This window comes from Marinobacter aromaticivorans (assembly GCF_002806975.1).
Lineage (GTDB): Bacteria > Pseudomonadota > Gammaproteobacteria > Pseudomonadales > Oleiphilaceae > Marinobacter > Marinobacter aromaticivorans.
In genome coordinates, this window is the sequence record NZ_NIHD01000001.1 from 118,753 (window position 1) to 143,674 (window position 24,922).

Annotated in this window: 26 protein-coding genes and 1 pseudogene; 8 read left to right on the forward strand and 19 right to left on the reverse strand. The window is 56.2% G+C overall.

The window, feature by feature from the left end; all coding sequences use genetic code 11:
* Window positions 1-2: 2 nt before the first annotated feature.
* From fabB to CDH48_RS00565, 3 genes are all read right to left on the reverse strand, one after another.
* Entirely contained in the window at window positions 3-1,214 is a 1,212-nt protein-coding gene (gene fabB / locus CDH48_RS00555) for a beta-ketoacyl-ACP synthase I (protein ID WP_100686763.1), read from the reverse strand.
* An 11-nt stretch (window positions 1,215-1,225) separates the two neighbouring features.
* Window positions 1,226-1,735 (reverse strand): bifunctional 3-hydroxydecanoyl-ACP dehydratase/trans-2-decenoyl-ACP isomerase, encoded by a 510-nt coding sequence (fabA, locus tag CDH48_RS00560; RefSeq protein WP_100686764.1) that lies wholly within the window; start codon window positions 1,733-1,735, stop codon window positions 1,226-1,228.
* Between the two features lie 252 nt (window positions 1,736-1,987).
* On the reverse strand, window positions 1,988-3,172 hold the full coding sequence (locus CDH48_RS00565) for an NnrS family protein (protein WP_100686765.1): 1,185 nt from the start codon (window positions 3,170-3,172) through the stop codon (window positions 1,988-1,990).
* Between the two features lie 126 nt (window positions 3,173-3,298).
* Here CDH48_RS00565 and CDH48_RS00570 point away from each other — a divergent pair, with 126 nt between their 5' ends.
* Entirely contained in the window at window positions 3,299-3,676 is a 378-nt protein-coding gene (locus tag CDH48_RS00570; protein WP_100686766.1) for a SirB2 family protein, read from the forward strand.
* Between the two features lie 36 nt (window positions 3,677-3,712).
* Here the strand turns inward: CDH48_RS00570 and CDH48_RS00575 are convergent, their stop codons facing one another.
* A complete protein-coding gene (locus tag CDH48_RS00575; RefSeq protein WP_100686767.1) occupies window positions 3,713-5,065 on the reverse strand; it encodes an MFS transporter in 1,353 nt (450 codons plus the stop codon).
* 298 nt (window positions 5,066-5,363) lie between these two features.
* On the opposite strand from CDH48_RS00575, the gene CDH48_RS00580 reads away from it, so the two are divergent.
* Both CDH48_RS00580 and CDH48_RS00585 read left to right on the forward strand, forming a co-directional pair.
* Window positions 5,364-5,825 carry a universal stress protein gene (locus tag CDH48_RS00580; protein WP_100686768.1) on the forward strand — a complete coding sequence of 154 codons (462 nt, stop codon included), beginning with the start codon at window positions 5,364-5,366 and terminating at the stop codon, window positions 5,823-5,825.
* Window positions 5,826-5,869: 44 nt separating this feature from the next.
* Window positions 5,870-7,375: an MFS transporter gene (locus CDH48_RS00585; RefSeq protein WP_100686769.1), complete on the forward strand. Its 1,506-nt coding sequence runs from the start codon at window positions 5,870-5,872 to the stop codon at window positions 7,373-7,375.
* 301 nt (window positions 7,376-7,676) lie between these two features.
* Here CDH48_RS00585 and CDH48_RS19540 read toward each other — a convergent pair.
* The 3 genes and pseudogenes from CDH48_RS19540 to CDH48_RS00600 form a co-directional block, all read right to left on the reverse strand.
* A pseudogene (locus CDH48_RS19540) lies at window positions 7,677-7,836 on the reverse strand (Txe/YoeB family addiction module toxin); the annotation flags it as partial.
* 346 nt (window positions 7,837-8,182) lie between these two features.
* A complete protein-coding gene (locus CDH48_RS00595; RefSeq protein ID WP_100686770.1) occupies window positions 8,183-9,775 on the reverse strand; it encodes an MFS transporter in 1,593 nt (530 codons plus the stop codon).
* Between the two features lie 257 nt (window positions 9,776-10,032).
* Entirely contained in the window at window positions 10,033-11,193 is a 1,161-nt protein-coding gene (locus CDH48_RS00600) for an NnrS family protein (protein ID WP_100686771.1), read from the reverse strand.
* Window positions 11,194-11,311: 118 nt separating this feature from the next.
* On the opposite strand from CDH48_RS00600, the gene CDH48_RS00605 reads away from it, so the two are divergent.
* On the forward strand, window positions 11,312-11,875 hold the full coding sequence (locus CDH48_RS00605) for a Yip1 family protein (RefSeq protein ID WP_100686772.1): 564 nt from the start codon (window positions 11,312-11,314) through the stop codon (window positions 11,873-11,875).
* Window positions 11,876-11,890: 15 nt separating this feature from the next.
* Here the strand turns inward: CDH48_RS00605 and CDH48_RS00610 are convergent, their stop codons facing one another.
* From CDH48_RS00610 to CDH48_RS00655, 10 genes are all read right to left on the reverse strand, one after another.
* The gene (locus CDH48_RS00610) at window positions 11,891-12,388 is read right to left on the reverse strand and encodes an acyl-CoA thioesterase (RefSeq protein WP_198515454.1); all 498 of its coding nucleotides are present in this window, start codon (window positions 12,386-12,388) and stop codon (window positions 11,891-11,893) included.
* 121 nt (window positions 12,389-12,509) lie between these two features.
* Window positions 12,510-13,211 carry a Crp/Fnr family transcriptional regulator gene (locus CDH48_RS00615; RefSeq protein WP_100686773.1) on the reverse strand — a complete coding sequence of 234 codons (702 nt, stop codon included), beginning with the start codon at window positions 13,209-13,211 and terminating at the stop codon, window positions 12,510-12,512.
* 253 nt (window positions 13,212-13,464) lie between these two features.
* Window positions 13,465-14,958 carry a nitrite reductase gene (locus CDH48_RS00620; RefSeq protein WP_100686774.1) on the reverse strand — a complete coding sequence of 498 codons (1,494 nt, stop codon included), beginning with the start codon at window positions 14,956-14,958 and terminating at the stop codon, window positions 13,465-13,467.
* Between the two features lie 42 nt (window positions 14,959-15,000).
* A complete protein-coding gene (gene cobA, locus CDH48_RS00625) occupies window positions 15,001-15,864 on the reverse strand; it encodes a uroporphyrinogen-III C-methyltransferase (protein WP_100686775.1) in 864 nt (287 codons plus the stop codon).
* A gap of 10 nt (window positions 15,865-15,874) precedes the next feature.
* Entirely contained in the window at window positions 15,875-17,071 is a 1,197-nt protein-coding gene (nirJ, locus tag CDH48_RS00630; RefSeq protein WP_100686776.1) for a heme d1 biosynthesis radical SAM protein NirJ, read from the reverse strand.
* Between the two features lie 16 nt (window positions 17,072-17,087).
* Entirely contained in the window at window positions 17,088-17,612 is a 525-nt protein-coding gene (gene ahbB / locus CDH48_RS00635) for a siroheme decarboxylase subunit beta (RefSeq protein ID WP_188437599.1), read from the reverse strand.
* Window positions 17,587-18,030 carry an Lrp/AsnC family transcriptional regulator gene (locus CDH48_RS00640; protein WP_227520903.1) on the reverse strand — a complete coding sequence of 148 codons (444 nt, stop codon included), beginning with the start codon at window positions 18,028-18,030 and terminating at the stop codon, window positions 17,587-17,589. Before CDH48_RS00640 ends, ahbB (CDH48_RS00635) begins: the two co-directional genes overlap by 26 nt.
* Window positions 18,031-18,058: 28 nt before the next feature.
* Complete coding sequence (ahbB, locus tag CDH48_RS00645) at window positions 18,059-18,598, reverse strand: siroheme decarboxylase subunit beta (RefSeq protein WP_100686778.1); 540 nt, start codon at window positions 18,596-18,598, stop codon at window positions 18,059-18,061.
* Window positions 18,595-19,059: an AsnC family transcriptional regulator gene (locus tag CDH48_RS00650; RefSeq protein WP_100686779.1), complete on the reverse strand. Its 465-nt coding sequence runs from the start codon at window positions 19,057-19,059 to the stop codon at window positions 18,595-18,597. Before CDH48_RS00650 ends, ahbB (CDH48_RS00645) begins: the two co-directional genes overlap by 4 nt.
* Before the next feature lie 37 nt (window positions 19,060-19,096).
* Complete coding sequence (locus tag CDH48_RS00655; protein WP_100686780.1) at window positions 19,097-20,821, reverse strand: cytochrome D1 domain-containing protein; 1,725 nt, start codon at window positions 20,819-20,821, stop codon at window positions 19,097-19,099.
* Window positions 20,822-21,045: 224 nt separating this feature from the next.
* Here CDH48_RS00655 and CDH48_RS00660 point away from each other — a divergent pair, with 224 nt between their 5' ends.
* The 4 genes from CDH48_RS00660 to CDH48_RS00675 all read left to right on the forward strand — a co-directional run bounded on the left by CDH48_RS00660 (window position 21,046) and on the right by CDH48_RS00675 (window position 23,900).
* Window positions 21,046-21,405, forward strand: coding sequence for a c-type cytochrome (locus CDH48_RS00660; RefSeq protein WP_227520861.1), 360 nt, complete (start codon window positions 21,046-21,048; stop codon window positions 21,403-21,405).
* Between the two features lie 24 nt (window positions 21,406-21,429).
* Window positions 21,430-22,683 (forward strand): cytochrome D1 domain-containing protein, encoded by a 1,254-nt coding sequence (locus tag CDH48_RS00665; protein ID WP_100686782.1) that lies wholly within the window; start codon window positions 21,430-21,432, stop codon window positions 22,681-22,683.
* A gap of 88 nt (window positions 22,684-22,771) precedes the next feature.
* Window positions 22,772-23,560: a CbbQ/NirQ/NorQ/GpvN family protein gene (locus CDH48_RS00670; protein WP_100686783.1), complete on the forward strand. Its 789-nt coding sequence runs from the start codon at window positions 22,772-22,774 to the stop codon at window positions 23,558-23,560.
* Window positions 23,561-23,591: 31 nt separating this feature from the next.
* Window positions 23,592-23,900, forward strand: coding sequence for a hypothetical protein (locus CDH48_RS00675; RefSeq protein WP_227520862.1), 309 nt, complete (start codon window positions 23,592-23,594; stop codon window positions 23,898-23,900).
* A gap of 172 nt (window positions 23,901-24,072) precedes the next feature.
* Here CDH48_RS00675 and CDH48_RS00680 read toward each other — a convergent pair whose 3' ends face one another.
* A complete protein-coding gene (locus CDH48_RS00680; protein ID WP_100686785.1) occupies window positions 24,073-24,312 on the reverse strand; it encodes a cytochrome C oxidase subunit IV family protein in 240 nt (79 codons plus the stop codon).
* A gap of 12 nt (window positions 24,313-24,324) precedes the next feature.
* Window positions 24,325-24,921 (reverse strand): cytochrome c oxidase subunit 3, encoded by a 597-nt coding sequence (locus CDH48_RS00685; protein ID WP_100686786.1) that lies wholly within the window; start codon window positions 24,919-24,921, stop codon window positions 24,325-24,327.
* Window position 24,922 lies beyond the last annotated feature (1 nt).

Here is a 24,922-nt window from a genome sequence, read left to right on the forward strand (position 1 = left end):
CGTCAGTACTTTTTGAACACCAGAGTTGCGTTGGTGCCGCCGAAACCAAAACTGTTGCTCATAACGAGATCCAGGGTCTGGTTGTCCATGCGTTCGCGCACAATCGGGTAGCCTTCTGCGCCTTCGTCCAGGTTCTTGATGTTGGCTGAAGGCGCAATAAAGCCTTCCCGCTGCATGATCAGGCTGTAAACAGCTTCATGAACCCCGGCCGCGCCCAGAGCGTGGCCGCAGAGTGGCTTGGTGGAACTCAGGGGTGGAATCCGGTCACCAAAGGTCTCTTTCAGGGCTTTGAGCTCAGTAACATCACCTGCGGGCGTGCTGGTACCGTGGGTATTGATGTAACTGATCTCGCCGTCAAGGTTCTTCATGGCCTGTTGCATGCAACGCACGGCGCCTTCGCCACTGGGGGCGACCATGTCGGCACCGTCTGAGGTCGCACCAAAGCCGACAACTTCGGCAATAATGTTGGCGCCTCGTGCTTCCGCGTGCTCCAGAGCTTCCAGCACCAGAGTGCCGCCACCACCGGAAATCACAAAGCCGTCCCGGTCCTTGTCGTAGGTTCGCGAGGCTTCTCCCGGGGTGTCGTTATACTTGGTAGAAAGAGCACCCATGGCATCGAACATCAGGCTCAGTGTCCAGTGAATGTCTTCGCCGCCACCGGCCAGCATGACATCCTGGCGACCGAGGGCGATAAGATCTGCCGCATGGCCTATCGAGTGGGCGCTGGTTGCGCAGGCGGAGGTAATGCCATAGTTGATGCCGGTAATACCAAACGCCGTGGCGATAGACGCATTGATGGCGCTGCCCATAGTCCGTGGAACACGGTAGGGCCCCACCCGGCGGATACCTCTCTCGCGGTGGGTGTCGATGGCATCGAGCAGTTCGACAGTGGAGGCTCCACCGGTGCCGAAAACAACCCCGGTGCTGTTGGCTGTAAGGTGTTCTTTGCTCAGGCCTGCCTGTTCAATGGCTTCGCAGGTTGCCAGGTAAGTGTAGGCTGCAGCCGGGCACATGAATCGCAACAGCTTGCGATCAATCAGCTCCGGCAGGTTCAGATTTATCTGGCCACAAACCTGGCTTCGTAAACCATTATCGCGGGCTTCTTCACTGAAACCGATACCGGGCAGGGACTCCTTCAGGGAGCGGGTGACTTCTTTCTGATTGGTGCCAAGGCTGGAGACAATCCCCATGCCGGTAATAACAACACGCCGCATTTTGTTAACTCCTAAAAATCGTCAGTGGAAGTAAACATGCCAACCCGAAGGTCTTTGGCTGTGTAGATTTCCCTTCCATCCACTTCCATGCGTCCATCTGCAATGGCCATTGTAAGCTTGCGCCTGATAACGCGCTTGAGGTCGAGATGGTAGCGCACTTTCTTGTTCGTCGGCAGAACCTGGCCGGTAAATTTCACTTCACCGGAACCCAGTGCCCGACCTTTGCCCTCACCACCGCCCCAGGCAAGGAAAAAGCCGACCAGTTGCCACATGGCATCAAGACCCAGGCAGCCGGGCATGACCGGGTCATCTACGAAATGCACCTTGAAAAACCAGAGATCGGGGTTGATGTCCAGTTCAGCTACTAGGCTGCCTTTGCCATAAAGGCCATCCTCCGAGCTTATGTGGGTAATGCGGTCAACCATCAGCATTTCGTCTATGGGCAGCCGCATGGCGCCCGGGAAAAGTTTGCCATGACCGCATTTAATCAGGTCTTCTTTGTCAAAGTGATCCGGGTTCATAATGCCAGTGTCTCTGTTACAGAATGATTTATTGTTACTTTAGCTGTTATTTCGCGAGTCGCTATTGACCATTAGTGGATAATTGCCAATTTATCGGCAGGTATCGCTTGCGCGGGAGAGGGTATAGGGCAGTTTCGAATAAAAAGGGCGGTTTTGAATAAAAAAAGAGCAGGCTCCCCACGAACCCGCTCTTTGAAATGTGCGGCGATAACCCGAAGGCTCAACCGCTTGAGGCCTTAGCCGGACAGGCCTCTAGCCAATGCGGCCATCAGGCCTGGGGCTTGCAAGTATTTTTGTGTAGCGCACCAGAAACATGCCAAAGGCAAAAATCCAGAGCAGGCTGCTACTGCCGATGCCCGGGTTCCAGGGGATAATGCCAAAGGCGGTGAGTACACGGATCAGCGCCGCCAGATGAATGGCGATGAAGGCCGTGACCATGCCGTTGGGTAACACCAGGGGGCGGCCTGTGTGGCCCAGGGTGACCCGTGCAATCACGCCCAGAATGAGGCAGCTGATAGCGCCGGTTCCCGCAGCATGACTCCAGGCATTGGAGGGCCATCCGGCAAAAAGTGTGCCTGCCAGAAGGTACAGGGATACCGGAACCCAGAGAATGGACAGGTGCAGAATCCACAACAGGGGCTCTGCACGAACCAGCCAGCCTTTCCAGTTAGCCAGGCGCACCAGCATAAGCGTGCCGGCAATGATTGCCAGAATGCCGGTGAATGTCTGCCAGCCGGTCACCAGCGAGGCCATCAGCAGAATCATCGAAAACAGCGTGGCCATATCCAGTGCAGGAACGGATTTTACGGCGTTGGCGTCCAGCCCGCGCTGGCGCAGCCAGCCTGTGGTAAATGCCGGAGTGATGCGCCCGCCCACAATGCTGATCAGTGCCATGGCCATAATCAGCGCGCCGTGGCTGTAGGCCATGTCCAGACGGGTAACAAAGCCAATCTGCATTACCCATAACAGGCCGAGAACCACCAGAATCATTAGTTGGCGCTTTTGCCTGGCGCGCCAGACGCGCCATCCGGCATCCAGCATGACCAGTGGCAGAAACGCCAGGTTGAAGCCCTGGACCAGCCAGTATGGCAGATCTGCTCCCAGCGCCAGGAGCAGACGGCCGGCCAGCCACACGCCCCACAGCAGCACAAGCCGGAAACCATGGGTGCGTTCGGTTTGCGTCCATACGCAGACTGCGGTCAGCAAAAAACCGGCGATGGCAGCAGACAAAAAGCCGAACAGCATTTCATGCTGGTGCCAGAACAGCCCCGGCATCGCCAGAGGCAGATTGATAACGCCGGTCACCTGTAAAACCCAGAGCGGAATAACCAGCACCGCCAGCAGCGTCATTGACAAAAAGAAAATGCGGAATGGATAAGCGAAAAGCTGGCTGATACTGGCGGAATCGGCCTGGGCGGATGTAGGAATAGCCTGCATGTTGGTTCCTGCTAATACATATATGTTAGTTATATGTTAAACGCCCGTGGCGAGAAATAACATACCCGGTTAGTGGTATTTTTGCGTACAATGCCGCTATCGTTTTGATTCGCAATGGAATGATTTATGAGCACATACGTGATTCTGAAACAACTGCACATGACCACAGCTTACCTGACCGTTGTCCTGTTCTCACTCAGGCTGCTGATGGACGCCGTCGGAAGCCCTGGCTGGCGCCAGACACCCTTGCGCTGGATTCCCCATGCCAACGACACTGTCCTGTTGATAGCGGCCATCAGCCTGTTGTTTGTGGGAGGCTGGAACCCGTTGGAGCAAGGCTGGCTGCTGGCCAAAATCCTGCTCTTGCTGGGCTACATCGCGGCCGGGCTTTTTGCCCTGAAAGTTACCGTATCACGCCCCGTACGGATTGTTGCAGCTGTTCTGGCGCTGGCGCAGGTCTCCGCCATCTTCCATCTTGCGATGGCCAAGCCCGTCCTGTTCTGAACCTCCTTGCGCTGGCGCGCAATCTCATCGCGCTCATTATGAGCCTGCTGAGTCGCGTTCCTGGTTATGATGCTTGCGGCTTAACGGGTAAAACAGTTGCGGCGATGCCAGTTCGGGCAGGTCGGTCCGCTCCTCGTTCGCTGCCCATTCCACGCGCTCGGCGGAGCGAATGGCATAGTGCATCCAGGCCAGTGCCGCAGCTACGATGATGAACATCAGCATAAAGCAGCTCTGCCAGATACCTGTGATGTCATTCAGTACGCCAAAAGTCAGGGGCAGAATAAAGCCGCCAAGCCCGCCAATCATGCCTACGACACCACCGACAGCGCCCACGTGCATGGGATAGTAAACCGGTATGTGTTTGTAAACCGCCGCCTTGCCCAGGGACATGAAAAAGCCCAGGGTGAAGATCAGGATAATAAAGACCGGCAGGCTCATCTCCAGCGTAAAGCGAACATCCCCATCAATGCCGTGAACCACGTAGTCGGTTGGTGGATAGCTAAGCAGGAAGGTACAGATGACGGACGCAATAAACGTCCAGTACATCACGCGCCGCGCGCCGTAACGGTCAGACATCCAACCCCCGAGAATGCGAAACAGGGACGCCGGGATGGTGTAGAGTGCGGCAATCATGCCCGCTGTCCGGATCTCCAGGCCATAAACCCCGATCAGATAGTGTGGCAGCCAAAGCGCCAGCGCCACGAATGCCCCGAATACAAAGAAGTAGTAAAGCGCAAAGCGCCAGACCCGCAGATCTCTCAGCGGCTCCATCTGTTCCATGAAAGAACGCTGCTGCTCGCCTTCTTTGCGGCCAGCGGAAACCGGATCTTCTTTTGCCAGCAGAATGAAGGCAACACCCATGATAGCCAGCACGGTCGCATAGATCTGGGCAGTGGTTTCCCAGCCAAAGGCTACCAGTAAAAAGGGAGCACCAAAGTTGGTTACGGCTGACCCCACATTACCCGCGCCGAAGATGCCGAGAGCTGTGCCCTGGCGTGCAGGCTCAAACCAGGCGGCGGTGTAGGCCACGCCCACAATGAAAGCGCCACCTGCAAGGCCAACCCCCAGCGCACCTACGAGCAGCATCAGATAAGTGGTGGCGAAGGTAAGCAGATAAACACAAGCGGCTGTTGTCAGCATGAGTATGCCGAATACCCAGCGCCCGCCGTAGCGGTCCGTCCAGATTCCCAGGAAAAGCCGGCTGATGGAGCCTGTAAGGATTGGTGTGGCCATAAGCAGGCCAAGCTGGGTGTCGGATAGCCCGAGGTCCTCAGCGATGCGGATGCCAATGATGGAAAAAATCGTCCAGACCGCAAAGCACAGGGTGAAAGCCAGAGTGGACAGGCCAAGCGCCCGGTGCTGTTGCGTTCTGGTTGGCGAGGTCATCATAACCGCCTCCGTGGCTGCATTAACTGAAATAGGGTTCCGGTCTTGATAACCATATCAAACCGCGGTTTACCAGTCTGAGGGCGTTGGAGGTACCCCATGTTGGGTGCACGGGTGGTAGGGTCTGGCGAGGATTCAGGTCCTGGGGGTAGGTCTCTGGTTTCTCTGGTGGGGTATCCAACGCACTATTTGATTTAACTCAATTATGCGCAGGTGCAGCCTGTGGGCTAATGCTGATCAATATCAACGGACGCGCGCCCGTGTGCGCGAAAAGTGTCGCTTGTTGCCTTCGGAGATTGCCATGAAAATCATGATTGCCTACGACGGCTCAAGGAACGCAAAGCTGGCATTGGCCCAGACGATTACCATGTTCCGCGAGCTGAATCCACAGATCACCCTGGTGGCTGTGGCCGAAAACCCCAGGGATATCACATCCGGTAATGAGGATCTGTTTCAGGAAGAGGTGTCAGAACTCAAACAGGACCTGCTGGAAGCCCAGGAGGTTTGTGAGAAAGAGGAGGTTGCGGTAGAAACGCTGCTCCTTGAAGGCGATGCCCGCAAGATGCTGCTTTACGCCGCCGATAACAAGGTCAAGCCCGGCATGCTTGTTATCGCCCGCCACAGTGATGAGGTAGACGGCGGATTGATCGCCCGCTCGCTGAGTTACTTTGTGGACGAACTGGATTATATGACTTTTGGCAAGGTCAGCTCGTTTCTGGCGCGCAGGGTGCAATGCCCGCTCCTGATTCTGCCCAGCCACTGATCGTTACTGACACTGAAATGACCTGAAAGCCCTCGGAGGCTGAAATGAAAGTTGCAGACGTATTCCGTTTCAAGAATCCAGAGATCAGAGCGCTGCACCTGACCTGGATTGCCTTTTTTATCACTTTCTACGTATGGTTCAACATGGCACCGCTGGCATCCAGCATGCTGAAGAGCGTGAACTGGCTGACTGCCGACGATCTGCGCCTGTTTGCCATCTGTAACGTGGCGCTGACGATCCCGGCGCGCATTATCGTGGGTATGGCCCTGGACCGCTTTGGCCCGCGCCGGGTGTTCTCGCTACTGATGATTCTGATGTCCATTCCGGCACTGACCTTCGCCTTTGGTAATACCATGACCCAGCTTCTGGTAAGCCGCCTGGTGCTCAGCTCCATCGGTGCCAGCTTCGTGGTGGGCATTCACATGACCGCCATGTGGTTCAAGCCCCGTGATATCGGCTTTGCCGAAGGCTTTTACGCTGGCTGGGGTAACTTTGGTTCCGCAGCGGCGGCACTGACTCTGCCAACCATAGCTCTGCAGATGTACGGCGGTGAAGACGGCTGGCGCTGGGCCATTGCCCAGAGCGCGATTGTTATGGCGCTTTACGGTGTTTACTACTGGTTCGCGATCACCGATGGTCCCGAAGGGACTGTTCACCGCAAACCACGCAAGGCAACAGCGCTGGAAGTCAGTAGCTGGGGCGATATGGTAAAGCTGATCCTGTGGACCATCCCACTGGTTGGCGTTCTGGCCATTCTGGTGTGGCGTATCCAGAACATGGGTTACCTGAGTACAACCGGTGCGATTATTGCCTATGCGGTCATTGTTGCCATCGTGTGCTACCAGATTATGCAGATTCTTCGCGTTAATATGCCCATCCTGAAAAAAGGTGTGCCGGAAGACGACAAGTACCCGTTCAACAGTGTTGCAGCGCTGAACAGCACCTACTTTGCCAACTTTGGTGCCGAGCTTGCGGTTGTCTCCATGTTGCCGATGTTCTTCGAGCAAACCTGGAGCCTGAGTGCGGCGGCCGCCGGTATGGTTGCTGCCTCCTTTGCGTTCGTGAATCTGGTTGCACGCCCCATGGGTGGCATGGTTTCCGACCGTATGGGTAACCGCCGTTTCGTGATGCTCAGCTACATGTTTGGAATCTGTGTGGGCTTTGCCTTGATGGGCCTGCTCAACTCAAGCTGGCCGCTGATTGTTGCTGTGGCAATCACCGTGTTCACCTCCTTCTTTGTGCAGGGCGCGGAAGGTGCAACTTTCGGTATTATCCCGTCAATCAAGCGCCGTCTGACCGGGCAGATTTCTGGTATGGCCGGTGCTTATGGCAACGTGGGTGCGGTGGTTTATCTCACTATCTTCACATTCGTCACACCCAACCAGTTCTTCTTCATTATTGCTGGCGGCGCCTTTGTCAGCTGGCTGCTGTGCCTTCTCTGGCTCAAGGAGCCTGAATCCGGCTTCGCCGAGGAGTACCAGGTGTCTTCTGTTGACCTGCAAATTGAAGAAGAAGAGCGCAAACGCCAGGCTGCACTTGGCAAGGCGTGATACCCGAAGCTAAAACCTGCACTGATCAGGCCCCGCCGGGGTGATTCCGGGCGGGGCTTTTTGCGTTATGTTGCCAGCCCTGCCTCAGGGGCGATGGCTCAAAGTCTCCAGCACCCGCTTTAAGGTGTGATATGCCTGTCCCTCGCCAAAGATCTGGGCATCCGTGATGATCAGGTGTTTTTATTCACCTTGGTCAAGCTGTTATACCCCGGAATGTGTCTTTGCTGGGGGCCATCTTGCCGCTTTCGTTATCGGTGATCTTGCTCGTTTGGGGTTCTCCACAGTGGCTGGTTACACGTAATTCGTAGTGACTCCAGAGCCGAAGGATCTTCACCAAACGCTCGTCTTCAAGCACTTGGTAGACCAAGCGGTGCCGGATGTTGATGCCGCGTGCGGCGGGGATCTTTCCCTATTAAGGGCAAGCGGTCCTGGGCTTTTGATGCCAGGCCGCTGGCAGCCAATTTTTTTGTGCCTTTCTGGGCTTGCTTGGTTTAAACCGACTTTCATGTCACCAGTTCAGCTCTTCATCGCATTCATCCTCGGGAGTATCCATGCACTGACTAATGGACTCCCGCTTGCCCGGTGTGGAGGGTAGGTGTCGTGTTTCCTGAATGTCCGACCAGTCTTTTTCGGGCACTGATAGGGCTTTTCGTAAGTGCGTCAAGACGAACGTTATGCGAAGTAGGGTTGTCTACCTTTTTAATGCCCGTTCGAGCGCTCCATACAGTGTAAGCCACGCACAAAAAACTCGCCAGAGAGTGCCCTCTGGCGAGTTTTGAGGTTTCCGGGTATGTGTTAAACAGGCAGTCAAGGATTCTTGATGTACGCATCCTTGCGCAGGTAGAACCACCAGTTCACCGCTAGGCAGAGGGCGTAGAAGACCGCAAAGCCGTACATGGCTACCTCCGGAGTGCCTGCCTGGATCTGCTGACCCAGCAGCTTGGGTGCAATGAAGGCACCGTAGGCGGCGATGGCGCTGGTCCAGCCCAGTACAGGACCTTTCTGCTGCTGGTTAAAGATGTAGCCGATGCTGCGGAAGGTGGAACCGTTGCCGATACCGCTGGCGGCGAACATCACAATGAACAGAATCAGGAACAGGGCGAAGTAGCTGTTGGGATCGGTGGAGTTGTAGGCCAGCATCATCACGTAGCCTGTTGCCACCGAAGCCACCACCATGACCACGGAGATGATCTGGGTAACGATGGAGCCACCCATTTTGTCGGAAATCCAGCCGCCTACCGGGCGAATAAGAGCACCTACGAAAGGCCCCATCCACGCCCAGGTCAGTGCGCTGGGTGCATCCGGATTCACCACGCGGGTTACTGTCCCGTCAGCAGCAACCTCCATCATGTTGCCGAAGATAACGCCGATAGACAGCGGCAGTGCAGCCGAGAAGCCAATGAACGAGCCGAAGGTCAGGATGTACAGTACCGTCATCGACCAGGTGTGCTTGTTGCTGAAAATGGCAAACTGGTTTTTGATGTTGGGTTTGATGTTCCCCGGGATCAGGCGCAGAAGAACCACTGTCAGAACAATGGTCAGTGGCAGCGCCAGCCACATGTTCATGACGCTGAGTGCCCAGACGCCGATAACAGAGGTCAGAAGACCCACGCCATAGAGCCCGAGTATCTTGCCGAAGGCAGAAGCGGGGTTGCCCGGGTTGGGGGTAACGACCTTCAGGTTATTCATACCAAACCAGCCTGCAAAGGCCAGGGGAATCAGGAAAACCAGCCATATAAAGCCGGCGTTCTGGATCCAGGTGTCAGTGCCGGCTTCAATGCGGCCGATGAGCGTGCCGCTTGGGCTCTGCAATTGCATTGGCTCGCCCGCCAAAAAGCCGAACATGCCAACGGTCATCACCAGCGGAATCAGAACCTGCATGGTGGTGACGCCAAAATTGCCAAGGCCAGCGTTCATGCCCAGGCCATAGCCTTGCTTGCTCTTGGGGTAGAAGGAGCTGATATTGCTCATGGAACAGGCAAAATTGCCGCCGCCAATACCGGATAGCAGCGCCAGTGCCTGGAATACAATGAACGGTGTGTCCGGGTTCATCAGCGCAATACCGGTGCCCGCAGCGGGGATCATCAGCAGAGCGGTGGTCAGAAAGATGGTGTTGCGGCCACCGGCAATCTTGATCATGAACGACGCCGGTATCCGCAGGGTGGCGCCAGACAAGCCGGCAATGGCCGAGAGCGAGAAAAGCTGTTCGATGCTGAAATCAAAACCCAGATTTTTCATCTGGGTGGTGATCATTCCCCACATCAGCCATACCGCAAAGCCCAGGAGCAGGCTGGGAATGGAAATCCACAGGTTGCGGGAGGCAATGTGTTTGCCTTCCTTCTCCCAGAACTCTTCATTTTCGACATCCCAGTGCTCGATGTCGGCGTTGGTTTTAGCCATAACAATACTCCCTCGGTTAGCCTGCCCTGTGCCGCATTGGGCGCGGTTTCCGGGCTTCTTGGAATCATTGTGCAAAGTGTAGCGCCTGTTCATTCATGATATTAATCAAGGAAAAGGAAGTAGAGATCAGGGCGGCAATGATGGCTTTTGGTCTGCGTGGAGGTTCGGTCTATAAGCCTTTAAAAATCAATAGGATGCGTAGGTGATATCACCAAGTGGGTAATCTTTGGGAAGGTTGGCGCAGGAGAGGTAGCCATTCATTTCCTGCGGTTTTGGGTATGTTTGGCGAGAAGAAGAAGCCTTCCTGTTACCCACAGATAAGCCAGTGTCCAGGAGCTGGCTGAAAGCCATAACAGCATGGGAGCGCCGAAGGGAGAGGCACCTGCAATAAACCGACTGATGGCAGCAATGGCCAAAAGAGCCGCAATAGGGAAAACTTCCCCGGCAGGTGGTGGTTTGCGATGGCTCCTTTGCCAGGCCAGACGAAGCATAACGCTGGTGGAAAGGGTGCCCAGTGCTCCAATGGTAATCAGATGCAAGGCAGGGGCTGGCGGTTTGCTATTTAATAGCGCCAGGCCCGTAGCCAGGGCGCCAATGGCTAACCAGAAATAACCCACCGCCAAAACCAGCAAATCCGGGCGTTCCGGACACAGCCAAAGCTTCCAGCGCAGGGTGCGCAGGGCAATCAATCCGGCGGCTGTTATCAACAGGCCAGCTGTTATCAGGTTTGCTTCGGGAAATGCCATAAGAAAAATGGAAGCCCCCAGCACAACAATCAGCGTGCCCTCTATTCGCGGTTGAACCCGGGCTTCCAGCGGTATGCCTTTTTTTTCCAGAGTGCCTGCGACTGCCGGCGCAATGAGCCGGCCTCCCATAAACGTCATAAGCAGCAGTAACCCCGTAATGGCGGAGTGCATGACTGGGAACGGGCCGGGCAGCCATGATTTCTGCGGAATAGCCAGCGCAGAGGCCAGCCAGAACATCACTGAAAGCAGGCAAATCAGAAGGATTAGAGGCCCAACCATTTTGTTTCGCCATTTTTTTGCGGCCTGGAAACGGGGCACCACATGCCGGGCAAGCAGCAGGGCAAAGGCAGGGCCCAGAAACTGGGCTATAAGGTTGTGTGGCAGCAGGATCCCGCCCAGCCTTGCTGCCAGCCACAAGCCAAAAAGCGGATAAAGCACGGCAGCAGGCTGCGGGCCAAGTGTATAGCCGGCCACCAGCGCCAGCGCGAACCCGAAAATCAGTTCATGGCCATGCCCGGCACCAAGCAGCCCTGCCGGCCACCCAGTGCCCGACCAGACCGCCCACACCGATAGCGGGACCGCGAGCGCAGCCAGCAGGCTTGCGGCCGGAAAAAACAGCCAGAAGGCCTGAGGTTTTTGCTTTCGCCTGCTGCTCGAGTTGCTCAAGATCATCCCGGTTGATTGACGGTTTCAGGAAAGACGCCTAAAAAGTATAGGTAAAGGCCGTCATAATATTGCAAAAGCTGTCCCGTGTGGCAAATGTGCCCACCTGAGAGCAAGGAGGTCCAACATGAATGTATCAAGCTTGCTTAAACTACCCTTTTCCAGCAACGGGGGCTGGGCTGAGCTTCAGCAAAGACAGCTTTCCATACCCATGCTTGCCTGGTTCGTTGTGGTTCCCATGTCGCTGTTACCGCCGGTGCTGCTTTACTACGCAGGAACCCATTACGGCGATGATTTCATCACCGGGTTCGGTGGCAAGGAATGGCGTTTTATTACCACCATTCTCTTTCTGGCAGAGTTGCTGACGTTTTTCGTGATGGGCTGGCTGATTCATAGTGTGGTAGAGGGCCATAAACTGCAGGTCAGCTATAACGACGCTTATTTGCTTGCGGCGATTGCGCCCTTGCCCCTCTGGCTGTCTTCACTGGCGCTGCTTGTGCCAGTGTTAATGGTCAGTGTGATCGCGGTTCTGATTGCGATGGCACTGTCCTGCACCCTTGTGTATCAGGGCCTGAGATCTTTATGTCATCGCAGCCCGGATGATGTTCTCACCATGTCCGTTACTTACACGGTTATGGCAGCCTCACTGCTGGCCTGGGGTGTGTTGATGGCTATGGTCTGGGCGTTTTGATTCTGACGCTTCAGGTCAGTTGACCTGTGGGGCTGTAAAAAGCCCCGCGTGGTCAACGAATTGACCCTGCGCACCGTTTTTCATTGCGCGCTTCATTGCGTCAGGAATGGCGATTTTTTCGAAGGTTTGCGGGTGAATAGCCACACAGACCAGTTCGCCCCTGGCCAGAAACTGCCCGGTTTCTGCATTCCGGAACTCGGTAGTCAGCTCAAACGAAGTGTTGCCCAGATGGGTTGCCCTGACTGACAGTTCCAGCCTGTCGCGGTAGCGGGCCGGGGCTTTCCACTCGATGCTCAGCTTGACTACCTGATAGTCAAAAGTGGCCTCCAGCTCCGGCAGCCCGGCACCCACGAGGTATAAAAACTCGCTGGCAGCCAGCTCAATGTAGTCCCCGTAGCGGGCGTTGAAAACCACCAGTTGGGCATCGCACTCACTGTACCGGACCTGCATGAAATACCTGAAGGGCTTGTCAACGGAAGACTCCCGGCCTGGCATTTCCTGTGTTTGTGCCATTTCTTCTTTCCTTGTTCTTCAGAATAGTGGGTTATCAGGTGTCGGTTATCGGTCTGCAATCACCATGATTTCGGGCATATTCGGCAAGGAGAAAGTCAGTGTTTTTCGACTGCGCTTTTTATCAGTACTTTTTGGCACCGGTTTTAAGCCGGGAGAATGTAGCAGGTACCACCCCGAGCCAGGAGGCAAGCTGGTTATCCGGCACGCGTTTTACCAGCTCCGGATACTCTTCAAGGAGCAGTTGGTAACGCTCTTTTGCCGACATGGTGTGCTTGCGAAACTCCCGCATGCTGGTCAGCTCGGCAAGCTCTTCGGTCAGGGCCATGGCAAATTGCGGCCAGAGGCCTTCGCCATGCGCCTGAATGGCGGCGCGGAAGGCAGCAAAATCTGCTACCCAGACTGTGGCGGGTGTGACTGTGGTGAGGCAAAGGGTATTGCGAACCGTGCGGCTGCGGCCAAATACCGGCCAGACCATGTCGCCCTCGGTAAAGAAGTGATGCACAGCCACTTTGCCGCTGGGGGCCTCCCGGAACAGGCGCATAATACCGTACTGGATCAGGTATACGTTAGCCCAGGGGGTGTCGTGTTTTTCCATCTGGGCTTCGGCATCGACTCTTTGCAGGTAAAACAATCGGGTTAGGTCGCCTAAAAATCGGGTATCGGGGGTGTCCTGCTTGTCGTTAAGCCTTATTCCGAATACGCGACTCAGCCCGTTGAGCAGAGCCATTGACTGCGGGGCTGGCTCCTGTTGAATAATGTCCGGGTTTCTTTCCCCCAGCATACAGGGGGATGAGGACACGTCGGGTCTGAATGTACTGGTCATTGCGTTGGTGCCGTTGAGATTATCTGTCAATTATCCTAACAGAAAGATGTTACCGGAAATGACTTAAATCATTAAGGCTTTTTCATTCACTCGATATAGCAGGTGGTGGCGCCAATTGCGGGCAAGGCCTCCTGAAACACGCTGTGAATACATCCATGTACGCTTGGCTCCGCCATCCATGGCTCCGCACAGTTTCAGGAGGCCTTGCCCGCAATTCGCGATCGAACTATGCGCGTGACTTCACCTAAACTACTCAGTGGCTGGTGCCTTCCTCGTAGTTGATCTTGTTCCACACGTTGTATTTGCCCGAGGGTTTGTTCATCGGGATTCGTTTTTCTTCCTCCAGGGTGTCTGCGTCGTAAACGATGACCGCGCCTTCTTCGTCCCAGATGCTCAGCAGGAGCTTTTCGCCATAACGGTCGAACTCAACGTGAGCGGCTACTTTGCCAGGTGCAGGCTGGAGAGTTTTTACGATTTCCAGGGTCTGTTTGTCGATTACGTGGACTTTGTCTTTGTTGGGACCGAAGAAAACGTCTACCCAGGCGTAGCGGGAGTTTTCGTGGCTGCGCATGAAGAAGCCGGGGCCGGCGGTTTCCAGGGTTTTGATGACTTTCCAGGTGTCCATGTCGATGATGGAAACCGCGCTTGAGCGGAAGTGCGGCGTGGCCATTACTCGGGTGCCCTGATAGTCCCAGGTTATGCCGGAGCCCAGGTGGGGCATGCCGGGCAGGGGCAGGTCGGCGGTGGTTTTGCCAGTGTCCATGTTGATTACCAGGCCGTGTTTGCCATCCCGGGCGGCACCGATAAGATGCTGGTAGCCGGGGTCGAAGAAGAAGTCGTCAAGCCAGGTGTCGGTTTGCATTCTGCGCACTTTGGCTTTGTCGTTTTCCACGGTAATTTCCCAGGCTTCGGGAATGTCTTTCAAGGCGGCGATGAAGCTGTTCCGGGGTGGGGCGGCGTACACGGCGCTTACCCGTGAGCTTTCTTTGGCATCGTTCTCAACAGGGATGATTTCCAGCAGGTCGAGGTTTTTTGCGTCGAACAACACCAGTGTGTGGGGCAGGTAGTTGGCGGCCATGATGTGATCGCCATCGGCCGAAACCGCAATGTTGCGCATGTTGATACCGGCGCGGATTTCGGCAACGACTTTCAGGTTGTACAGGTCGTACTTGGTGATCCAGCCGTCCCGGGAGCCGAAGTAGACGTAGCGGCCATCCGGGCTGTACTTGGGGCCGCCGTGCAGGGCGAAGCGGCTGGCGAAGCGGTGGATGGGCTCCATGCTGTCACCGTCAAGCAGGGTCACGTGGTGATCGCCGATTTCCACCACCAGAAACAGGTTCATCATGTCGGCGTCATAAGCCGGCTTGTCAGGGAGCGAGCCGGCGGGGTGAGGCAGCAGGTGGCTGGAGGTGATTTCGTTTTTGCCCCAGACGGGTTCCTGCTCCGGTGGCTGGTAAATAAATTCAGCCAGGGCGGTGATGGATTCGTTGCTCAGTACGTCGGCAAAGCCCAGCATCTGGGTAGCGGGGCGGCCATTGCGGATGGCGTCTTCGGCCTGGTCTTTTTTCAGGCGCGAGAGGTTGTCCGGCAGCAAGGCAGGACCCATGCCGCCGAGCCTGTCGCTGCCATGGCAGCTGGCGCAGTGTTGTTGATAGAGGGCACCTGTCTGTGCCTCTGTGCCAGCAGAAATCAGGGGTGAGGCCAGCAGGCCTGTGGTCAGCATCAGGATTTTCAGGGTCTGTTGCATCGGGTTTCCAGTCTGGAGCGTTGGTCGTGTTTCAGTTTTCTGTCAGGCGGGGCGCTGCGCCGCCGTGGCCGAGGCCGGCCCTATCAATGCGCTGTTCCAGCCGGCCTGGGCCGGCTGCGCGAGCTTTTCGGCCAGCTGTACAACCTCGCCTACAATGATCAGCGTGGGTGGCTGGAAGCCTTCCATCCTGATGGTTTCTTCAAGGTTTTTGAGTGTGGTTACGGTCATGTGCTGTTGCGGGGTGGTGCCACGCTCTACCAGTGCCACCGGGCAATCGCCGGACAGGCCGTTGGCCGTAAGTTCCCGCACTATGGTGGGTGCGTTATGCAGTCCCATGTAGAAAACGCGGGTCTGGTTTGGTGCTGCCAGTACTTTCCAGTTCAGGTCCAGAGCGTGGTCAGCTTTCCGGTGCCCGGTTACGAAGGTCACGCTTTGGGCGTAATCCCGGTGAGTAAGAGGAATGCCGCAATAAGAGGCGCAGCCGGCTGCAGAGGTAATGCCGGGCACCACCAGGAAGTCTATGTCGTTATCCACAAGAAACTCGGCTTCTTCACCCCCACGCCCGAAAATGTAAGGGTCGCCGCCTTTCAGTCGCACAACCCGGCGCTGTTTTACCGCCAGTTGCACCAGAAGTTCGTTGGTGTCTTCCTGGGCCACGTAATGGCAGCCGCTGGCTTTGCCCACGTGGATGCGTTCGGCGCGCGGGTTTACCAGTTCCATGATCTGTGGTGATACCAGGCGGTCATAAACAATCGCGTCGGCCTGCTGGATCAGCATCAGGGCCCGGAGTGTAAGCAAGCCGGGGTCGCCAGGGCCGGCACCGACAATGGCGACCTCACCGGCCCGGAAAGGCTGCTCTGCCAGCCGGAATTCCACCAGGCACTTCTTTCTCTGGCTGATTGTCATGGTGCGTTCCTTACAGATTGTTGACCGGAATTTCGATAGCCGGGGCAGCAACGCGCCTGGGCATATCGAGAACGCCAATTTCTTCATTGGTGAGGTAACAGCCGGGGTCTTCTTCCCAGAAATCACCGGAAACGTTGTAGGCGCGGACCCGGGTGTTGCCGTTGCAGATAGCCAGGTACTGGCACTGGGCGCAACGCCCTTTTACGGGCCTTGGTTTCTGCCGGAAGCCCTGCATCAACTCATCGCTGGCTTCTGACCAGATCCGCGAAAAGGGTTTTTCGCGCACGTTGCCCAGGTTGTAGTCCCACCAGAAGGTATCCGGGTGGACGACGCCCAGGTTGTCGATGTTGGAGACGTTCTGGCCGGAAGAGTTGCCGCCCCAGTTAAGCAGCCGTTGTTCCAGCGCCGGTACCTGATCGGGGTAGTGCTCTGCCGCCCACTGGAGCAGGAAAGGGCCGTCGGCATCGTTATTGCCGGTGACGTATTCCCGCTCGATGCCGCGCTTGAGTTCTTCGTGGCAGTGGTTGAACAGCAGGTTCATGGCGTCCCGGGTCATGTCATACCAGGCATCGCGCTTGCGGTTGCGGCCGCCCCGGCCGGAGTAGTTCAGGTGCGAGAGGTAGAATTTGTCGATGTCATGCTCATCCAGCATTTTGAGCATGTCGGGCAGCTGTGCTGCGTTGTCCTGGGTGAGGGTGAAACGCAGGCCCACTTTGATGCCGACATCCTTGCACAGCTTGACGGCTTTCATGGACGCGGCGAAGGCGCCTTTTTTCTGGCGGAATTCGTCGTGGGTTTCTTCCAGGCCATCAATGCTGATGCCTACGTAGTCGTAGCCGGCGTCTGCAATCTGTTGAATGTTGTCTTCGGTAATCAGGGTACCGTTGCTGGACAGGCCCACGTAAAAGCCCATGTCTTTGGCGCGGCGTGAAATATCGAAAATGTCCGGGCGCATCAACGGTTCGCCACCGGACAGGATCAGCACGGGGACACCAAAGGCTTTGAGATCGTCCATCACGGTATAGACCTCGTCGGTGCTCAGCTCACCTTTGAAGTCGATATCCGCAGAAATCGAATAGCAGTGTTTACAGGTGAGGTTGCAACGGCGGATCAGGTTCCAGATCACAACCGGGCCGGAGGGCTTGGGGATGGCTCTCACCGGGGCTGGATTCATCAGGCTTTTAATATAGCGGGTCATTCGGAACATAGTGCTTCCCCTTGCGTTATTTGCGCAGCCGCAGGCCGGTTTTCTTCAATATGGCCGAGCTGTAAAGAATGGTGTGCTGCTGACAGGCATCGCCCAATACGGCACGAATTTGTGCGGCTTTGTCTTCTACCTCCTCCCGGGTTGTGCCATGCACCATGGCAAACAGGTTGAACGACCAGTAGGGCAGGTGCCGTGGCCGCCGGTAACAGTGGCTCACGAAAGGCAGCTCACCAATGGCGGCACCCAGTTCAGCAATGCGATCATCCGCAACGTCCCACACGGTCATGCCGTTGTAGCGGTAACCCAGCCGGTAGTGGTCGGGAACCGCAGCAACCCGACGGATAACACCGGCTTGCTGCATGGCCTGGAAGCGGGTAAGTACTTCATCTGCGCCCATGCCCAGCTGCTTGCCAATTTCGGCCCATGGGTCGGAGACCAGAGGCAGGCCGGCCTGGGTGGCCAGAATCAGTTCGCGGTCGCGCTCTGTCACTTGGAAGCCATTTTGTGTGTCGGCATCAGACAGGGAAGTGGAGGTGGACATGGAACTCCTGCTCCTTTGGCATGTTGTAAACCGGGTAGCCGGTGGTGTCTTCAATGGCGCTGATAGTGGACTCAATGGCTTCGCGGGTTTCGGTGGCCAGCACGAACCACATGTTCAGATCGTGTTCGCGGCGGTAGTTGTGAGCCACTTCGTCAAAGCTGTTTACCTGCTCGGTGACTCGCTCAAAATCCGCTTCGGGAATGCGCATGGCAGCCAGTGTTAGCGCGCCGCCCATTTCACCGGCGTGAAACATGGGGCCAAAGCGTGTCAGTACACCGTCGGCGAGCAGTTTTTTAACAGTGCCCAGCACCTGCTGTTCGTCCAGGCCGAGCTCTTCTGCAACAGCTGCGTAAGGGCGGCGCACAAGCGGCATCCCATGTTGCAGCCGGTTGATCAGAGCCTTCTCAACGGAGTTCAGGTCGGTAATGGGAACTTGCCTGCGGGCTTCAGTCGTGGCTTGCATAACGCCCTCCACGCTGGCGGTAGGCTTTATTGCTGAACAGCACTGCATGTTGAATCTGCTGCAGGTTGTAATCGGCGATCAGGCTGTCCAGTTGTGCCAGCACACGTTCGCGGTTGGTGCCGTGAATCATGCAGAAGAGATTGTAGGGCCAGTCCGGGAGTCGCCTTGGGCGCTGGTAGCAAAGCGTAATAAACGGCACCCCGGCCATGGCTTGGCCCAGAGCCTGTACCTGCCCATCGGGCACGTTCCAGACCACCATGGCGTTGGCTGTGTAGCCAAGCGTGCGGTGCTTTACCACCAGGCCGAAGCGTTTGATCAGACCATCGTTCTGCCATTGGGTAATGGCGTTCATCACTTCCTGCTCGGAAAGACCGGTACGCTCGGCCAGTGCGAAATAGGGCCGGGGTACAAGGGGCAGTCCCTGTTCCAGTTGCTGCCTTAGCCGCAGCAACCCCCATGCGCTTACAGTGCCCGGCTCTGAGCCATTGGCGGGCAGATGATCGGCTGATGCAAAACGGCTCATAACAAGGCTTCCCAGTCGATATCAAAACCCAGGTCAATGTGATAGCCCTCCACCATGGGGAGGCGCAGCATGGGCAATTTCAGTTCCTGTTCCAGTTCGTCAAGGTGCTCTTCCAGTAATTCGTTATCCGGCGCGGTCATGACAAACCAGAGGTTGTAGGTGTGCTCGCGGGCGTAATTATGATTTACCCCCGGAGCACGGTTGATACGGGCGGCTACCAGATCCATCTGGTCCTCCGGAGCCGCCACGGCAGCCAGCAGGCTTGCGCCTGCCTGGCTGTGTTCAAACACCGGCCCGACCCGGCCGACGACATCACGGGACTGTAACGACTGCAACCGCTCAATGACCTCCTGTTCGGAAATGCCCAGTTGCCTGGCCATGTCCAGGTAAGGCCGCTCACTCACCGGCAAATGCCGCTGAAAGTGATTGATCAGTTGCTGATCTGTGTGATCCAGTCTCATTCCCCGTCTCCTCCGGGTCGGCCCGGTTCAGTGGCGCTTAGTAGACGTCGTGCTGAGTGTTGTAGACGTTGAACTTGCCGGTTGGGGTAACCAGGCGCTCGTCGTCGATCACTTTTTTCAGCTTACGGGTCTTGTCATCCACCACCACGATGGCGGATCTCTGCTCTTTGCCATTCCACACAGAGAACCAGACTTCGTCGCCTGCTACGTTATATTCGGGCTGAACAACACGCTTGGGGCCTTCGCCGAGGTTTGCCCATTCAGCGATTGGCAGTACTTCGTAGCCGCCTTCCAGGTTGTTGATGTCATACACCGCAACGCTCTGGCTGACCGACTCTGCCGGGTTGAGGGCCGTATCGACGTACAGGTTTTGGGACTTTGGATGGGTCTTGATGAACAGTGAGCCGCCGCCCTGGCCGTTGAGGGTACGAACCACTTTCCAGGCGTTGTCCGGGTGGCCTTTCGGATCGGTACCGATCATCTGGATGGTCGGGTCGCCCAGGTGGCTGGTTGCCCAGACAGGACCGTGCTCCGGATCCACAAAGTTGGCGCCACGGCCGGGGTGGGGGATTTTGCCCACATCCACCAGGGCTTCGAGTTCACGTTCCTTGGAATCGACAACTGCAATCTTGTCTGACTGGTTGGCCGCCGTCAGGAAGTAGCGCATGCTGCTGTCCCAGCCGCCGTCGTGCAGGAAGCGTGCTGCATCGATGGTGGTACTGCTGAGATTTTCCAGGTTCTCGTAGTTAACCAGCATGATCTTGCCGGTTTCTTTTACGTTAACAATGAACTCCGGATGCTCGTGGGAAGCGACGATGGCAGCAACCCGTGGCTCCGGATGGTATTCCTGGGTATCCACAGTCATGCCCCGGGTAGCCACAATTTTCTTGGGCTCCAGGGTTTCGCCATCCATGATCACAAACTGCGGCGGCCAGTAGGCGCCGGCAATGGCGTACTTGTCTTCATAGCCTTTGTACTTGGAGGTTTCTACGGAACGGGCTTCCAGGCCAATCTTGATCTTGGCAACGGTGTCCGGGTGCTCCATCCACAGGTCAACCATGTTGATTGCGGCATCCCGACCAATCACGAACAGGTAGCGACCGGAAGCGGACATACGCGAGATGTGAACCGCGTAACCGGTTTTGATGACTTCCACGATTTCTTTGGACTCGCCATCGATCAGGGCAATCTGACCGGCATCGCGCAGGGTAACGCTGAACAGGTTTTCAAGATCCAGGTTGTTCATCTGTTTCTTGGGTCTGTCCTCAGGCGCTATCAGCACTTCCCAGGTTTCCTTCATGTCTGCCATGCCCCACTCGGGAGGTGCGGGTGGCTCGTGCATCAGGTACTTGGCCATCATCTCGACTTCGTCTTCGGTGAGATCACCGGAGGTGCCCCAGTTCGGCATGCCGGCGGGCGAGCCGTAGGTGATGAATGCCTTGAGGTAGTCGATGCCCCTTTCCTGTGTGATGTCGGGGGTCAGCGCTTTACCTGTGGCGCCTTTACGTAATACACCGTGACAACCGGCGCAGCGCTCGAAGAATATCTTTTTGGATTTTTCAAACTCGACATCGGTAAGATCTGGCGCGCCCGGGGAGCGGACGATTTTTGCGGATTCCGGTGAGATTGCGCTTGCCGCGCCCTCGTATGCGGTTTCTGCACCATCAGGATGCTTTGGTGCGGCATTTGCGGTCATCACGCCGAACGACGTGACAGCCACGGCAAGCGCCAGTGGTTTCAGGAATGGATTGGTTGCTCTCATCAGGCTCTCTCCTTTGAGTTAAGAGTGTTGTTAGGTTTCTCTTCTTTACCCTGATGAACATTGATTAAAATCAGATATATGTTAATTGTCCAGTGAGTACCCACCCATGGGTATAACCAAAGAGTTGTTGTGGCGGGAGGCGTTTTTAACCAATATCAAAGATACACATAACAGGCGGCTTCACTATGTGAACCGCACTACACATCCATGGGAGAAAACGAGTCGTGACCGGTTCCGAAAGGGGTAAGGCCAGGCGGCAGGTTAACGCCCTCATGTTGATGCTGCTGTTTGCGCCATCGGCATCGTTGGCAGGCGAACAGCCGGAACAGTCCCGTAACCTGATCGATCTTGAAAACTTTGTGGTACAAGACTGCGGCTCCTGCCATGGGTTGACTCTCAAGGGAGGGCTGGGCCCGCCCTTGCGGCCTGAAAACCTGACACACCTGCCTGAAAAAGCCATTGCCGCCATAATCCGTGAAGGTATTCCCGGCACGGCAATGCCGCCCTGGAAGCCATTGCTGGCTCCCGCCGATATTGAATGGATCAGTCATCAGTTAAAGGCCGGTAAGCTGGTCTCGCCCTGACAATTTGCCTGGAGGATGTACCCGATGTTTCGGATAACCCGTTGCGTGAAACGCATGTTGCTGCTGCCACTGGTTTTGGTGCTGCTGGGCGGTTGTCAGGTGTTGCCGGAGAGCCGCACACAGAGTGATGCAGCCGCCGCAAATATAGACAACCTGATGGGCACCGGCGATCTCGGCCTGGTTGTCGAACGTGCAACCGGCTCTTTACTGGTTGTCAACACAAGCAGCCACAGCGTAATCCGCCGGATTGAAGGGTTGGGGGATTTGTCCCATGCTTCTGTTGTGTATTCCCGGGATGCCCGCTACGGCTTCGTATTCGGTCGTGACGGCGGTCTTACCAAAGTGGACCTGCTTACGCAGTCCATTGTTGGCCGGGTTATACAGTCTGGAAACAGCATTGGCGGTGCGATTTCCCAGGACGGCCGATACGTTGCAGTATCCAATTATGACCCGGGTGGTGTGAAAGTCTTTGACGCGAAGACACTGGAGCTGGCAGCCGACATTCCCGCTACCTATACCCGGGAAAACGGTGAGACGGCGCAGTCGAAAACCGTTGGTCTGGTAGATGCACCGGGGAATCGATTTGTGTTCAGCCTGTTTGATGCGGGGCAGATCTGGATTCTGGATATGCCTGACGGTACATCGCGCAGCGAGCCCGAGCTGACCCGCTTTGATGCCGGCAAAGCACCATACGATTCCATGATCACACCAGACGGACGCTACTACATTGCCGGCCTCTTTGGGGAAGACGGGCTGTCCATGCTGGATCTGTGGAATACCGATGCCGGTGTCACTGAAATTCTTCCCGGTTATGGCAAGGGCGAGCAGAAACTCCCCGTGTACAAAATGCCGCATCTTGAGGGGTGGACGGTGGCTGACGGCAGGGCGTTCGTACCGGCAGTCGGGCACCATCAGGTATTGGTTGCCGATATGGCCGACTGGTCACTGGTGGACAAAATTCCGGTACAGGGCCAGCCAGTGTTTGTGATGGCCAGCCCGGATAACCGGCGAATCTGGGTCAGCTTCGCGCACCCGAAAAACGATGTGATACAGGTGATTGATTCCCAGACCCGCGAAATTGTGCGCACCCTGGAGCCGGGAAAAGCCGTGCTGCACATGGAGTTCACCCCAAGGGGCGAAGAGGTCTGGGTGTCTTCAAGAGACAGCAATCGTGTCACTGTCTACAACAGCTATACGCTGGAACCCGTTGCCCAGTTGGACGCACAAAGCCCCAGCGGTATCTTCTTCACTAACCGTGCCCATGTACTGGGGCTCTAGGTGTGCCCGGGCATTCGTTTGCTGTTTTTTCCCGAATGGGTTCATGGTGTTGCCAGACCCGACGATCAGTAACAGAGGATTGTGATACATGACGTTTTACCAGCCAGTTGGTAATGAAATAGAACTGTTCCATGCCGCTGCCGACAATGGCCTGCCAGTTCTGATCAAGGGGCCGACGGGCTGCGGTAAAACCCGGTTTGTGCGCTATATGGCCGAGAAGCTGAAGCGCCCGGTTTATACCGTAGCCTGCCACGATGATCTCACCGCCGCCGACCTGGTTGGTCGGCACCTGATCGGCCCGGAAGGCACCTACTGGCAGGATGGCCCGCTCACCCGCGCGGTGCGCGAAGGCGGCATCTGCTACCTGGATGAGGTGGTAGAAGCCCGTAAGGACACAACCGTTGTGCTGCACCCGCTGGCGGACGACCGCCGGGAACTGCCCATCGAGCGCACCGGCGAACTGCTCACGGCTGCACCGGGCTTTATGCTGGTGGTCTCTTACAACCCGGGCTACCAGAGCCTGCTCAAAGGCATGAAGCCCAGTACCCGACAAAGATTTGTGTCAATGCGGTTTGACTACCCTTCCGAGGAAATGGAAAAAGCCATTGTTATGGAAGAGTCCGGCTGTGACCGGGACCTTGCTCAACAGCTGGTCAGCCTTGCCACGGCATTGCGCAACCTTAAAGACCACGATTTGGAAGAAGCAGCGTCCACACGGTTGCTGATACACACGGCTCTGTTGATACGTGCAGGTGTGCCTGCGGCACAGGCATGCCGTGCGGGAATGATCGAGCCGCTCTCAGACGACGAAGCAACTGTAAGTTCATTAATGGAGGTGGTGTATGCAGTATTCGGGCGCCCGGACGAAACCCGCTAGCGGAGCGGTTTTCCCGGTTATCTGGTATTTGATGAATTTGCTGGCGTTGCCGGTTATCGGGTTTCTTGTCCTGCTTTGGATGTTTACCCAGAGTTCAGCAACGAATGCACTGCGCCGGGCTCATACCCGGGCCGCATTGTTCATGTCTCTGATCGGGTTCATCCTGATCAGTTCCGGGGTTGCTATTGGATGGATGCTCTTCGGTGATGCGGGTTATTTCTGGACGTTTGCGCTGGTTTGGGCGATTACCTTGCACACCGGGTTTGTGCTTTGGGGGATGATTTCCCTGGCTCAGGCTATGTCTGATAAGCGGCCATTGTTTCCGGCCAAGTGGCTCTGACTCAAAACTCTGGGGTACGGGCGGGGGGCGGTCTCCCAAAACTGTGCGGAGCCAGGGATGGCGGAGCCAAGCGTATATGGATGTATTCACAGCGTGTTTTGGGAGACCGCGCCCCGCCCGTACCTTCCGCTATGTTCAAAGTATTAAAGGCACGGACAAAGCTAAGCTTGGCTCACGTAATCGTATGAAACCCTGCAACCACCACAATAACTATGGGCGCCCACAACTGGGCCAGTAGTCGCCAGGCACGTGGTGCGTGTTTCATCTCCATAAAGTGGTCTACCAGCAACAAAGCCTTCACGATAACCATTCCGAATACCAGCCAGGCCAGGAACTCAGGGCCTATTCCGGCCTTCAGTGCGATTACCGGCAAAGCCGTACAAATCATCAGTGCGAAATAAACCGTCAGCATCAGTCCCTCTCCTCAGGCCAGTACATAAATCATCGGGAACAGCACCAGCCACACCAGATCGACCATGTGCCAGTAGGAGGCACCGGATTCCATGCCGTTCATATCAGCGCCATCGTAGTCGCCGTTGCCAACTTTTACAGCCAGAACAACCAGAATCACCTGGCCCAGGATTACGTGCATAAAGTGAAAAAAGGTCAGGAAGAAATAGAACATGAAAAACGTATCGCTGCCCAGGTTGTAACCCTGGGCATAGAGATTCACGTATTCATAAAGCTTACCCACTGTGTAGATACAGGAAACCGCTATGGCAAGCCACAGCCGCCACTGTGCGCCTGAGCGCCTGTGGCGTAGCTGATGAACCGCAGTGGCGACCAGATAGCTGGCGGTAATCAAGGCAGCGGTGTTCAGCAGCCCGATCCAGGGGTGCAGCACCTCGCGGCCGGCATGGAAGGTGGCCGGGTCCAGGCTGCGGGCGACGGCGAAGCCGATGAACATGATGCCGAACACGGCCAGTTCGGCGAAGATGAAGATCCACACGGCGATATCGCCGGGGAGCTGTTGGGAATCGGGCTCCGGTTCGGCCCCGGATTGGAGAGTCAGGTCAGTCATA